This is a genomic window from Rhodococcus sp. JCM 9793, assembly GCF_055380405.1.
In genome coordinates this window covers 694,838-707,633 of the sequence record NZ_AP043721.1, presented here as the reverse complement: position 1 = coordinate 707,633, position 12,796 = coordinate 694,838, and the positions used below count along the sequence as shown (strand labels likewise).

The following is a 12,796-nucleotide window of genomic DNA, read 5'->3' as shown; positions in this document are numbered from 1 at the left end:
AGTAGTCATCGTCGGACCCCGGTTACCGCGGTGCCATGCGGATGGCACCGTCGAGTCGGATGGTCTCGCCGTTGAGGTAACCGTTCTCGAGGATGTTCGTGGCCAGACGCCCGAACTCGTCGGGACGACCCATCCGCGACGGGTTCGGCACGGTGGCCTCGAGCGACGCACGCACGTCATCGCGCAGGCGCGCGAGCAGCGGCGTGTCCATGATGCCGGGGGCGATCGTGTTGACGCGGATGTTCTTGCTCGCAAGATCGCGGGCGGCGACGATCGTCATGCCGACGATGCCCGCCTTGGACGCCGAGTAGTTGATCTGGCCGATCTGACCTTCGTACGCCGCGGCGGACGCGGTCATCACGACCACGCCGCGCTCACCGTCGATCGGCTCGAGCTGCGCCATGCGCTCGGCACCGAGACGCAGCGCGTTGAACGAACCGATCAGGTTGAGGCGGATCACGAACTCGAAATCTTCGAGCGAGCCTGCCTTGCCTTCCTTGTCGAGGATGCGCATCTTGCGGCCGGCGCCGGCGCAGTGCACGACTCCGCGCAGACCGCCGCGCTCGTGTGCGACGTCGAGGGCAGCAGCGAACTGCTCGGCGTCGGTGACGTCCGCACCGGCAAACGTCGCGCCGTCACCGAGATCCTTGGCGACGTCCGCACCATTGGACGACGGCAGGTCGATGAGGGTGACGTTGCCACCCGCGGCAAGCACACGCTGGGCGGTGGAGAGTCCGAGACCGGAGGCACCACCGGTGACGGCGACGGAAAGACCCTTGAGTTCCATAATTTCAATCCTTGATGTGAGAAGACCGGTATCAGAGCAGTTCGAGGATGGTGGCATTCGCCATGCCGCCGGCCTCGCACATCGACTGCAGGCCGTAGCGGATGCCGTTGTCGCGCATGTGATGCACGAGTCGGGTCATGAGGATCGCGCCGGAGCCACCGAGAGGGTGACCGACACCGATCGCACCGCCGAGCGGGTTGAGACGATCGAGCTTCGCGCCGGTCTCGGCGAGCCATGCGAGCGGCACGGGTGCGAACGCTTCGTTGATCTCGAACGCCCCGATGTCGTCGATGGACAGACCTGACTTCGCCAGGGCTTTCTCGGTAGCGGCAATCGGGCCCGTGAGCATCACGACCGGGTCATCGGCAGCCACGACCGCGGTGTGGATGCGCGCGAGCGGGGTCCATCCCTGCTGCGCGGCGTACTCGCTGGTGGTGATCAGGAGAGCACCGGCACCGTCGGAGATCTGCGAGGAGTTACCGGCGTGGATGACGCCGTCCTCCTTGAACACGGTCTTGAGCTTGCCGAGCGACTCGAGGCTGCCGCCGCGGCGGATGCCTTCGTCGGTGCTCAGACCCGCGATCGGAGCGATCTGCTTCTCGAACGCACCGGCATCGGTCGCGGCCGCGGAGAGTTCGTGGGAGCGGAGCGAGAATTCGTCGAGTCGGGTGCGGGAGAAGCTCCACTTCTCGGCGATCATCTCGGCGCCGATGCCCTGGCTGAATCCGTCGACACCGAACCGTTCGAGCACCTCGGGCGGGTAGTTCTCGCCGGGGTTCTTCACGGCACTCCCCATCGGAACGAGCGACATCGACTCGACACCGCCGGCGATCACGACGTCTGCCTGGTCGGCGATCACGGATCCGGCGGCGAACGACACGGCCTGCTGGCTCGACCCGCAGGCGCGGTTGATGGTGGTGGCGGGCACCGACACCGGCCAGCCCGCTGCGAACACTGCGCTGCGCGACACGATTCCGGCCTGCGCGCCGACCTGGCTCACGCAGCCCCACTGGACGTCGTCGACCGACGCCGGGTCGAGGCCGGTTCGTTCGGCGAGTGCGCGGAGCACATGAGCCGAGAGGTCGACGGGGTGAACTTCGGACAGGGCACCGCCCCGGCGTCCGATGGGAGTACGGACGGCATCGACGATCACGGCATCGCGCATGTGGATCGGTCCTTTTGTGGTAGCGAACAAATCGGTCTGGTCTGTAACCCGGTCGAGCCACACCGGCGAAGTGCGACCGGCCGGGTCGTGGTCCTCACGTCGAGGAGACCACGCACCCGGCCGGTGAGGGAAAGTCTTTCGGCGGAAGCTTCCGTTAGGCGGAAGCTATGCCGACTTCGCGAGTGCCTCGCCGCGGATGATCTTGCGGTCGCGTTCGGGGTTGGCGAACACCAGCACGAGCACCGCAGCGATCGCGCCGAGGACACCGATGATCTGGAACGAGGTTGCGTAACCCTCGGCCGCGGTGGCAGCGCTGTCGACGATGAGGCCGGTGCCGTAGGGGGCGACGAGGCCACCGACTGCCATGAGCGCGAGGAACACGCCCATCGTGCCTGCGGTCTGCTGCGGCGGGCACAGCTCGGAGATCGCGGCGTTGATCAGCGGGAAGGCGATGGCGCCGAAGCCGTAGCCGATCGAAACGACCGCCACTGCGAGGATGGGGGTACCGATCGACGGGAGGAAGACCAGGACCGCACCGCAGATGAGGACGCCGATGGCGGGAACGATGATGCGGACCACGCGGGAGGTGTAGCCGCGACCGCGCAGGCGGTCGGTGACGGTGCCCGACGAGATCATCAGCACGAGTCCGACGATCGAGGGAAGCGCGAACATCGAGCCTGCCTGCAGGGCGCTGTAGCCGAGTCCCAGTTCGAAGTACGACGGCAGCCAGGTGAGGACCACGGTGGTGAGCGCATACACGACGATGATCATGAAGGCGCAGCTCGCGAAGGTGCGTGTGAAGAAGATCTTGCGCCACGACACGGACGGCTCCGTCGGCGCAGACCCCACCGCGGTATCGGCACCCTTGACTGCTTTGGACGTGAACGGGCCTTCCTTGAAGCCGGGGATCCAGCACACCATCCACACCAGGCCGAGGACCGACAGCGCAACGATGGCCATACGCCACCCGTATTGAACGGTGATGAAGGTCAGGACCGGAGCGAGCGCGATCTTGGCGACCGAGGCAGAGCCGGCGAGGAATGCGCCGGGCAGGCCGCGTTTGGCCGGCGGGTGCCACGAGTACGCGGCGGTGTGCATGAGGGCCGAACTCGGGCCTTCACCCAGGCCGAGCAGCATGCGGCACACGACGAGGACCACGAAGCCGCCGGTGACGACGAGCGGCAGCATCACGACGGACCAGACCAGTCCGAGCGCGAGCAGTGCCCACTTCAGGGTCAACTTCTTCTCGAGCGGCCCGGCGAGGAAGCCGCCGACCGTGAAGGTCACGAAGAACAGCGAACCGACCAGGCCGATCTGCGACGAGGTCAACCCGAATTCGCGGGCGAGCGGCTGAGCGATGATGCCGAGCACGGCCTTGTCCGCGTAGTTCACGACGTAGAGGAAAATGACCAGACTGGTCATTCCCCAGGCTCGCCGGGGCGTCACCCTGAACGGCGAGGCGGACGCGGCTGTGTCCGGGCCGTCGTGGGTACCTGAAGTACCGTTCACGATTTCACCTGTGGTCACGGGGAGTCCCTTCACGACTCGGAGGAGGATCGCCGCGGGCCGGATTCCGGCTCGCTGTCGGCGTGGAAATACGGCACACCTGGCGTCTGGACCAATTGAACGTGACCGGTGTCACCGAATGCAAAGTGCCTTCGGTGATCCGATCGATCACTCGAACCTATGACCCGTCACAAGCCGAGGGCGACATTGGTCTGCGCTAACCGATCTATAGCCGATCGGTGCTGGTCCACCCCCCAAAGCTGTTGCATGCTGACTGGGAACCGATTCGGGTGACGCACGCCCGGACGCACCTGACGGACGAGGACAGGAACGCCATGAACTCCACCGCTTCCACAGACGAGTTACCCTCGTCCACCGCACCGCTGGCCGGGGTCCGTGTAGTCGAAGTATCGAGCTTCGTGGCCGCACCCCTGTGCGGAATGACCCTCGCCGCCCTCGGCGCCGACGTGATCCGCATCGACCCGATCGGTGGAGCCGCCGACTACAAGCGCTGGCCCCTGACCGAAAACGGAGAATCCATCTACTGGGCGAACCTGAACAAGGGAAAGCGCTCGTTCGCAGCAAACTTTCGTGACCCCAAGGCCCACAAAATCATTCGCGACCTCATCATCGACGCAGGCGTACTCGTCACCAATGCGGCCGGACGCGACTGGCTCGACTACGACGAACTCGCCGCGATCCGACCCGACCTGATCCACGTCCAGGTCCTCGGACGCGCCGACGGCACCGCAGCTGTCGACTACACCGTCAACGCCGCCGCCGGCTTCCCCCAGGTCACCGGCCCCGACAACCTCGACGGCCCCGTCAACCACGTACTCCCCGCATGGGACGTCTCGTGCGGTCTCTACGCCGCACTGTCCGTCGCCTCGGCCGTCTACCGTCGCGAGATCACCGGCGCCGGAACCAAGATCGTTCTTCCGCTCGAAGACGTCGCGTTCGCGACCGTCGGCAACCTCGGCTACATCGCCGAGGCCCAACTCGGCCTCACCGGACGCGGCCGCATCGGCAACGCCGTCTACGGCACCTACGGCGCCGACTTCGCCACCTCCGACGGCGCACGATTCATGACCGTCGCACTGACCCCCCGACACTTCCGCGACCTCACCGAACTCACCGGCACCACCGCGGCCGTCACCGCGGTCGAAGCCGCCCTCGGCACCGACTTCCGCGACGAGGGCGAACGCTACAAGCACCGCGCGGTACTGAACGGCCTGTTCGCACCGTGGTTCGCTGCCCGCACCGCCCACCAGGTCGAAGCCGCACTCGACGCAACCTCGATCCTGCACGAGCGCTACCGCACATTCGCCGAACTCGCCGCAGACCCGCTGATCACCGGCAACCCGATGTTCCAGACGCTCGATCAGCCGCGCATCGGCACCTACTCCGCGGCCAGCACCCCCATGTCGTTCGACGGTGTGCACCCGGCCGTCCGCCCCGCCCCCGCCAACGGTGACGACACCGCCGCCGTCCTCGTCGAACACCTCGGGCTGACCGACGACGAAATCGATGCCCTCGCCGCAGACGGCGCCATCGCCACCAAGCAGAAGGACAACGCATGACCCGCCTTGCCCAGACCCTCGGTCTGTCCGAATTCCAGTCCGACATCCTCGACACCGTCCGGGCATTCGTCGACCGCGAGATCATCCCGAACGCGCAGGAACTCGAGCACTCCGACACCTACCCGCAGGCGATCGTCGACCAGATGCGCGAGATGGGTCTGTTCGGCCTGATGATCCCCGAAGAATACGGCGGGCTCGGCGAATCACTGCTGACCTATGCACTGTGCGTCGAAGAACTCGCCCGCGGTTGGATGAGCGTCTCCGGTGTCATCAACACACACTTCATCGTCGCGTACATGATCCGCCAGCACGGCACCGAAGCGCAGAAGCAGCATTTCCTGCCGCGCATGGCCACCGGTGAGGTGCGCGGCGCGTTCTCGATGTCCGAGCCCGAACTCGGCTCCGACGTCGCCGCGATCCGCACCAAGGCCAAGCGCGACGCCGACGGCAACTACGTCATCAACGGCCAGAAGATGTGGCTCACCAACGGCGGTAGCTCCACCCTCGTCGCCGCCCTCGTCAAGACCGAGGAGGGCTCCGACAAGGCCCACAAGAACCTCACGGCGTTCCTCGTCGAGAAGCCCGCCGGATTCGGTGAGGTCGCTCCGGGTCTGACGATTCCCGGCAAGATCGACAAGATGGGCTACAAGGGCATCGACACCACCGAGCTCGTCTTCGACAACTACGCGGCGTCGGCCGACAGCATCCTCGGTGGCGAGCCGGGTCGCGGCTTCTTCCAGATGATGGACGGTGTGGAGGTCGGTCGCGTGAACGTCTCCGCTCGCGCGTGCGGTGTCGCGATCCGGGCATTCGAGTTGGCGGCGCGATATGCGCAGCAGCGCACCACGTTCGGCAAGCCCATCGCGCAGCATCAGGCGATCGGGTTTTCCCTCGCCGAGATGGCCACCAAGGTCGAGGCCGCGCACCTGATGATGGTCAATGCTGCCCGCCTGAAGGATTCGGGTGAGCGCAACGACGTCGCGGCCGGCATGGCCAAGTACCTCACCAGCGAGTACTGCTCCGAGGTGACTCAGGCGAGTTTCCGTATTCACGGTGGTTACGGTTACTCGAAGGAGTACGAGATCGAGCGGCTCATGCGTGAGGCACCGTTCCTGCTCATCGGTGAGGGCACCAGCGAGATCCAGAAGACGATCATCAGCAAGGGCATCCTCCGCGAATACGCGCTGTAGTTCAGCTGCCCTGTCATACATTCACCCGGAAGGAAAATCTGTGCAGCGTACGGTGTTCAACGAGGATCATGAAGCATTCCGCGATACGGTTCGCACCTTCATTGCGAAGGAGGTCACCCCGGTCTACGAGCAGTGGGAAGAAGAAGGACACCCCCCTCGTGACTTCTACCGCCGCATGGGCGAACTCGGATTCCTCGGCATCCAGGTTCCCGAAGAGTACAGCGGAGGCGGCGAGTCGTCGCTGAAGTTCAACGTGATCCTCGCGGAAGAGGCATCGGCCGCGGGTGTGTCGTTCGGTTCGTCGTCGGTGCACTCGAACCTGATCCTGCCGTACATCATGCAGAACGCAACCGACGAGCAGAAACAGCGGTGGCTCCCCGGATTCGCCTCGGGCGACCTGATGTTCGCAATCGCGATGACCGAGCCCGGTACCGGTTCCGACCTCGCGAACATCGCAACCAGCGCAAAGCTGTCGGACGACGGCAGCCACTACGTACTCAACGGATCGAAGACGTTCATCACCGGTGGCGCACTCGCCGACCGTGTGCTCGTCGTCGCCCGCACGACCCCGTACGACCCGGACAACCGTCGCGGTGGCCTCTCGATTCTCGTGGTGGACGCATCGAGCGAGGGCTACTCCGTCGGCCGCAAGCTGAAGAAGATCGGACTCAAGACATCCGACACGGCAGAGCTGTCGTTCGACGATGTGTTGGTTCCGGTCGCGGATCTGCTCGGCGAAGAGGGCAAGGCCTTCTCGTACCTCACGCAGAACCTTGCCCAGGAGCGCCTGACGATCGCGTTCGGCGCAGCCGCCACCGCATCGGCCGCAATTGCGCACGCCATCGCATACACCAAGGACCGCAAGGTGTTCGGCAAGCCCGTTGCCTCGTTCCAGAACTCCAAGTTCGTGCTCGCGGAGTGCTCTGCGGAGCTTCAGGCGCTGCAGATCATGGTCGACAACGCGATCGAGCTCAACGATCGTGACGAACTGACCGTGCCGGATGCCGCACGTGCGAAGCTGTTCGCGACGGAGACCGCCGGACGCATCATCGACAAGTGCCTGCAGCTGCACGGCGGCTACGGCTACATCACCGAATACCCGATCGCGCGCCTGTACGCCGACACCCGCGTCACCCGCATCTACGGTGGCACGAGCGAGGTCATGAAGACGATCATCGCGAAGGACCTCGGCCTCTGACATGAGAGCGCCGTGAGCGACCACACATGAAATACGCGGATCACCTTGCCTCACAGACAATGTGATCCGCGTATTCTCGTTCGCACTCGAGGAGCATGCCTTCGTCGCCGGAGCGGTCGGGGTCGATATCGGTCACGCCTCGAGGAGTGCGGTCTGCTGGTTGAGAAAGTGCTGCCAGGTACCGGTGCCGCGCTGGGCGTTCGGGGCGGCGAGGTTGTCGCCGGCACGGTACGCACGACCGACGCGGCCTGGCAGGCGGATCGGCAGGCGACCGTGTCGCTGCCGTGCACCCGACGCGTCCCGAAGGGCGGCCACGAGTTGCGGAACGTCGAGCACCTCGGGCCCCGCGAGGTCGGCAACCCGTCCGGCCGGAGCGCCGAGCGTGAGCTCGGCGAGACGTGCCGCGACCTCGTCGCCGTCGACCGGCTCGAAACGGAGACCCCCGGGAACCGGGAGCAGCGGCATCCGTGCCATGCCTCGCGCCACCGGAAGCACGAAGTCGTGCAGCTGGGCCGCGCGCAGCACTGTCCACGGCACGCCTGACTCGGCGATGGCCCGCTCGGCCGCAGCCTTCGCGCGGAAATAGCCGATCGGCATGCGGTCGGCGCCGATCACCGAGATGAACACGAGGTGACGCACGCCGGCCTCCTGAGCCGCGGCTGCGAGGTTTCGCGCGGCGACGTCGTCACCTTTCCCGCCGCCAGCCAGATGCAGCACGACGTCGACGCCGTCGAATGCCGCGGCGAGTCCGTCGCCGGACACAGTGTCACCCACGACATGATGAATGCCGGGAGCATCGGCGCGGGCATGCCGCGACAAGACACGGATGTCGCGGCATGCCTCCCGCAGCAGCGGTACGACGCGGCTGCCGATGTTCCCGGTGCCGCCCGTTACGAGCAGAGGTGCGTTCATGGTGGGGTTCCTCTCATGTCACATCCGAGGGTGTTCCCTCGTCGACATACCGACGAACGAACTCGTGGAGATGTGACATGACCGATCGAAGAATTCTTGCGAGACGCTTCGAGACCGAGCGGCCGCGGCTTCGGGCGATCGCCACGCAGCTGCTCGGCTCGCCCGCAGATGCCGATGACGCGGTGCAGGAGACCTGGCTTCGCCTCGAGCGAGTGGATGCCGCGGGCATCGACAACTTCGAAGCATGGCTGACGACCGTGGTTTCGCGCGTGAGTCTCGACATGCTGCGGGCGCCTCGTCGCAAGCGCGAGCACGGGTGGCAGGTCGAGCCGTGGCGCGACGCGCCCGTGGCGACGGAGGCGGACCCTGCCGAGCTCGCCGCCGCGAGCGAGCGGGTGAGCGTCGCACTTCTCGTGCTGCTGGAGATACTGAGTCCGGCTGAACGGATCGCGCTCGTACTGCACGACGTCTTCGGCCAGGCGTTCGGCGAGATAGCCGTGGTGCTCGATCGTTCACCCGAGGCGGTACGCCAGCTCGCCTCTCGGGCGCGCCGGCGCGTGCGCGGCGTCGAGGAACCCGCACGGCCGGATCGGGAACGCGGGCGGCGCATCGTGAACGCGTGGCTCGCGGCTGCGCAAGACGGCGACATCGGAGCGCTCATCGAGCTACTCGACGACGGTGCGGTGCTGCGTGCCGACTACGGCACGTCGATGCAACGCGTCGAAGGAGCGAAGACGATCGCCGAGCAAGCCGTGCTCGCGGGCCGACTCGCGGCGCACTCGACCCTGATCCTGATCGATGGTCGGCCCGGTGTTGCAGCCGTGCTGGCCGGCAAGGTCGTTTCGATCATGGCGTTCGAGATCTCGGACGACCGGATCGTGGGATTGGATGTGCTCGCCGACCCGCGACGGATTGAACTGCGCGGGGTCGACCGGATCGTTGGCTGACCGAATGCGGCCCGTCCTCGAGTTCGTGTCGAGCGGGGCTGTGGCTCAGCACGGCCGAGGACGCTCAGCACGGCCGAGGACACAGCAACGCGATCCGCGGTTTCGCGTGCGTCCTAGAGGAGCACCTGGTCGATCACCAGCACCGCTCCGAGCGCGATCATCACCGCACCCGACACCCGGCTCACGATCTCGGCTGCTTTCGGTCGGGCGCGGAGCACGCGCTTCGCGCCCGCGCCGACACCCAGATACACCACAGCGCACGTGATCACGTGCACCACACCGAGCATCGCGATCTGCGCGGCGAGCGGCCACGGGCCGGACGGGTCGGTGAACTGGGGTAGTAGCGCCAGCAGCAGCAGGAACACCTTCGGGTTGAGGCCGGAGACCCCCACGCCCTTGACCGTCTGCCGCGCCCACGAGCCGGCGCCGTCCAGTTCGCCTTCCTGCGGGGCCGGCGGGCTCATGAGCATCCCGACTCCGAGCCACATCAGGTACGCGGCACCGGCGGTCGACAGCACCGTGAGCAACACCGGCGACTGCGCAAGCACAGCTGCGACGCCGGCCGCGACGACCGCGGTCATCGCGAGGTGCCCGAGCAGCATTCCGCTGATCGCCGGCACGACACTCCGATACCGCAGTCCCGCGGTGATCGCGTAGGCCCAGTCCGCTCCCGGCGTCAACACGAACAGAATGGACACCATCCAGAATGCAGCGACGACACCGGCAGCCATGGTCACTCCTCACACATTGTCGGAAGGTCGAAGGGGACGAGAAGTCCCACAGCAAAGATTAGGGAGTTCGGCCTGGAATCTGTTTGCAAGTACTTCCCCTGACAGCCCCTCTTGAGGGAAGATTTTCCACATGGACGCAATTGACAGGGAAATTCTTGCCGAGCTCCAGAAGGACGGTCGTCTCACCATCACGGAGCTCGCCGACCGCGTGCGTCTGAGCATCTCGCCCTGCCACCGCCGTTTACGCACGCTGGAACGCGACGGAGCGATCAGCGGATACCACGCACAGCTGGATGCGAATGTTCTCGGCCTCACCTTCGAAGCCCTTGTCTTCGTCACGATGCACACCGCGGAGCGCGTCACCCTCGACGCATTCGAGACTGCCGTTGCCACGATCCCGAATGTGATTCAGGCGCAACGGTTGTTCGGTGATCCGGACTATCTCTTGCGCGTCCTCACCCGCGACCTGTCCGCATTCCAGTCGCTCTACGACGAGCGTCTGTCTGCTCTGCCCGGCGTCCAGCGCCTCAGTTCGACGCTGGTCATGAAACGTGTCGTGGAGAATCGGCCGCTGCCTCTGTAGACGACACCACGCCTGTAGACGACACCGCCGTTTGCGAGGACCTGCGCCGACAAGTTCACGCTGGCCCGCTACTCTTCGCGCCATGCGACTGCTCGAGAAATCGAAACGCGTGATCGAAGCCCAACTGAACAACTCCACCATCCGCGCATTGTCGGGTTCGATGGTGGCGTACGAAGGGCAGATCACGTTCAAATCCGCGGGGTTCGGCGGAGGTGACGGCGTGCTCGCGGGCCTGCGCCAACGCGCGACCGGCGAAGGCCTGTCCCTCATGGAATGCACGGGCACCGGCGTGGTGTATCTCGCCCACGAGGCACAGGACACCACGGTGCTCGAGCTGAACAACGAGACCCTGCAGGTCGAGTCCGAGCAGCTGCTCGCGCTCAACGGAAACCTCAGCACCAATGTCACGTTCGCCGGTGTACGCGGCGGGATGAGCGGGCAGGGTCTGTTCACGACGACGGTATCGGGATCCGGCCAGGTGGCCCTGCTCTCGGCCGGCGGCCCGCTGATCCACCTCGAAGTGTCTCCGCAGTATCCGCTCGTCGTCGACCCTGATGCGTTCGTCTGCGCGAAAGGGATGCTGACGCAATCGTTCGTGACAGATGTGTCGTGGCGGTCGGCGATCGGCCAAGGCAGCGGCGAAGCGTTCTCGCTCCGCTGGGAGGGCTCCGGCATCGTGTCCATTCAGCCGGCAGAACGGTAAGGGGCAGGACATGGCGTTCACGAAGATCAACAGCAAGGTCGTGCGGGTCGACCTCATCCAATCGGGGCCCATTGTCGCGCGCCGCGGCGCAATGCTCTTCTACACGGGCGAGGTGCAGTTCGCTCCTCACGGCGGCCCGGGTGGGGCGGGTGGCGCTCCCGGCCTAGGAGGGATGGCGGGAATGGCCGGCCGGATGTTGCAGGGCGAGCACGAGGCCACGATGCTCGCCCAGGGCAAGGGCAGCGTGCACTACGGCTTCAAGGGGCTCGAGACACACGTCGTCGACATGTCGGCCGGCGGTGAGCTCCGAGTGGAAGCGTCGCGGCTGCTCGCCCACACGGTCGGTCTGCAGAGTTCGGTGGTGTCGGCGAATGCGACGCCGTCCGGCGGTGGTGGCGGCGGACTGTTCGGCGCCCTGCGTGGCGCCGCGACCGGCATGGTGACAGGCCAGGGTCTGTTCACCACCCAGCTGTCCGGCTACGGCGCAGCCGTACTGCTCGCGCACGGTGGGGTCCTCGAACTGCAGGTGGGTGGGCCGTCCCCGGTGGTCGTCGACCCGCAGGCCTTCGTCGCCTCGTACGGTCCGGTGCAGACCGAGCTGAAGTCGTCGATGAGCTGGCGGAATGCGGGCCGCACCGGCGGCGAGTCGATGCAACTCGAATGCACCGGTCAGGGAATCGTCTACGTGCAGGCATCGGAGGAGAAGCTGTGAGTGCCGTCCTGAATCCGTCGCACCTGGTGGGCAGCGACAATGTCCCCGGTAACAACTATGCGTTCAGCATCGATCTGCAGTCGCCGTGGTTCCTGTCGAAGGGCGCGATGATCGCCTACTACGGTCAGTTGCAGTTCAATGCGCTCACTCAGTTGCACGGCCAGATGCTGCACATGGTGGCTCGGTCGTTCTCGGCGCCGATGTATATCGGCGACTACGTCGTGGCAGAAGGTTTCGGAAAGCTGATTCTCGGGGATCGGGGATACGACATCAATTCGTTCGACCTCGACGACGGGAACCTCACCGTTCGGCAGGCCAACCTACTTGCGTGGGAACCCGGCCTGGCACTGAAGCAGTCCATCGTGCCCGGGTTTCTCACCTTGATCGGGACGGGCAAGTTCTTGGCGTCGTCGAATGGGCCGGTGATGTTCGCCGAGCCGCCATTGCGCGTCGATCCGGAGGCCTTGGTCGGATGGGCGGACTGCCCGTCGCCCAGCCACCACTTCGACGAAGCGTGGATCACCGGGTTCATGTCTGCGGGTGCACGCTTGTTCGGGGTGCAGTCCGGCGAAGAGCGCCAGTTCGATTTCACCGGTGCGGGCACGGTGCTGATCCAGTCGAGTGAGAAGGTCATCCACGATTCGTCGATCGTGCGCACCATCGAGGGACAGATCCCGGGCTTGTCGTCCGGCGGGTTGCAGCGAATCAACCAGGTGGTGTCTCAGCAGATGCAGCAGCAACAGCAGTAACACACCCTGGGTCGATCCTGGACTTATCACGGA

13 protein-coding genes are annotated in these 12,796 nt (G+C 65.7%); 8 read left to right on the top strand and 5 right to left on the bottom strand.

All coding sequences use genetic code 11. From position 1 onward, the window contains the following. Positions 1-22: 22 nt before the first annotated feature. The 3 genes from ACZ46K_RS05445 to ACZ46K_RS05435 all read right to left on the bottom strand — a co-directional run bounded on the left by ACZ46K_RS05445 (position 23) and on the right by ACZ46K_RS05435 (position 3,479). Positions 23-787 carry an SDR family NAD(P)-dependent oxidoreductase gene (locus ACZ46K_RS05445; protein ID WP_464747087.1) on the bottom strand — a complete coding sequence of 255 codons (765 nt, stop codon included), beginning with the start codon at positions 785-787 and terminating at the stop codon, positions 23-25. Positions 788-818: 31 nt separating this feature from the next. Continuing rightward, positions 819-1,952, bottom strand: coding sequence for a thiolase family protein (locus ACZ46K_RS05440; RefSeq protein ID WP_464747085.1), 1,134 nt, complete (start codon positions 1,950-1,952; stop codon positions 819-821). A 165-nt stretch (positions 1,953-2,117) separates the two neighbouring features. Further along, positions 2,118-3,479 carry an MFS transporter gene (locus ACZ46K_RS05435; protein ID WP_054810244.1) on the bottom strand — a complete coding sequence of 454 codons (1,362 nt, stop codon included), beginning with the start codon at positions 3,477-3,479 and terminating at the stop codon, positions 2,118-2,120. Between the two features lie 314 nt (positions 3,480-3,793). Between ACZ46K_RS05435 and ACZ46K_RS05430 the strand changes: the two genes are divergently transcribed. From ACZ46K_RS05430 to ACZ46K_RS05420, 3 genes are read left to right on the top strand one after another with little or no spacing between them, the layout of a single operon-like run. Further along, positions 3,794-5,038: a CoA transferase gene (locus tag ACZ46K_RS05430; protein WP_054810245.1), complete on the top strand. Its 1,245-nt coding sequence runs from the start codon at positions 3,794-3,796 to the stop codon at positions 5,036-5,038. Then, the gene (locus ACZ46K_RS05425; protein WP_464747083.1) at positions 5,035-6,228 is read left to right on the top strand and encodes an acyl-CoA dehydrogenase family protein; all 1,194 of its coding nucleotides are present in this window, start codon (positions 5,035-5,037) and stop codon (positions 6,226-6,228) included. The genes ACZ46K_RS05430 and ACZ46K_RS05425 overlap by 4 nt, the downstream gene beginning before the upstream one ends. A gap of 40 nt (positions 6,229-6,268) precedes the next feature. After that, positions 6,269-7,426: an acyl-CoA dehydrogenase family protein gene (locus ACZ46K_RS05420; RefSeq protein WP_054810243.1), complete on the top strand. Its 1,158-nt coding sequence runs from the start codon at positions 6,269-6,271 to the stop codon at positions 7,424-7,426. Between the two features lie 132 nt (positions 7,427-7,558). Here the strand turns inward: ACZ46K_RS05420 and ACZ46K_RS05415 are convergent, their stop codons facing one another. Then, positions 7,559-8,338: an SDR family oxidoreductase gene (locus tag ACZ46K_RS05415; protein WP_464747081.1), complete on the bottom strand. Its 780-nt coding sequence runs from the start codon at positions 8,336-8,338 to the stop codon at positions 7,559-7,561. 77 nt (positions 8,339-8,415) lie between these two features. On the opposite strand from ACZ46K_RS05415, the gene ACZ46K_RS05410 reads away from it, so the two are divergent. Then, positions 8,416-9,285 (top strand): sigma-70 family RNA polymerase sigma factor, encoded by an 870-nt coding sequence (locus tag ACZ46K_RS05410; protein ID WP_464747079.1) that lies wholly within the window; start codon positions 8,416-8,418, stop codon positions 9,283-9,285. A 113-nt stretch (positions 9,286-9,398) separates the two neighbouring features. On the opposite strand, the gene ACZ46K_RS05405 is transcribed toward ACZ46K_RS05410, so the two are convergent. Continuing rightward, a complete protein-coding gene (locus ACZ46K_RS05405) occupies positions 9,399-10,016 on the bottom strand; it encodes a LysE family translocator (RefSeq protein ID WP_054807243.1) in 618 nt (205 codons plus the stop codon). A gap of 130 nt (positions 10,017-10,146) precedes the next feature. On the opposite strand from ACZ46K_RS05405, the gene ACZ46K_RS05400 reads away from it, so the two are divergent. The 4 genes from ACZ46K_RS05400 (at position 10,147) to ACZ46K_RS05385 (ending at position 12,763) form a co-directional block, all read left to right on the top strand. Continuing rightward, positions 10,147-10,599, top strand: coding sequence for an Lrp/AsnC family transcriptional regulator (locus ACZ46K_RS05400; RefSeq protein ID WP_054807240.1), 453 nt, complete (start codon positions 10,147-10,149; stop codon positions 10,597-10,599). An 82-nt stretch (positions 10,600-10,681) separates the two neighbouring features. Then, complete coding sequence (locus ACZ46K_RS05395; RefSeq protein ID WP_054807239.1) at positions 10,682-11,302, top strand: AIM24 family protein; 621 nt, start codon at positions 10,682-10,684, stop codon at positions 11,300-11,302. 10 nt (positions 11,303-11,312) lie between these two features. Next, a complete protein-coding gene (locus ACZ46K_RS05390) occupies positions 11,313-12,014 on the top strand; it encodes an AIM24 family protein (protein ID WP_054807238.1) in 702 nt (233 codons plus the stop codon). Beyond that, positions 12,011-12,763, top strand: a complete 753-nt coding sequence (locus ACZ46K_RS05385) for an AIM24 family protein (protein ID WP_464747077.1) — start codon at positions 12,011-12,013, stop codon at positions 12,761-12,763. Before ACZ46K_RS05390 ends, ACZ46K_RS05385 begins: the two co-directional genes overlap by 4 nt. Positions 12,764-12,796: the final 33 nt, after the last annotated feature.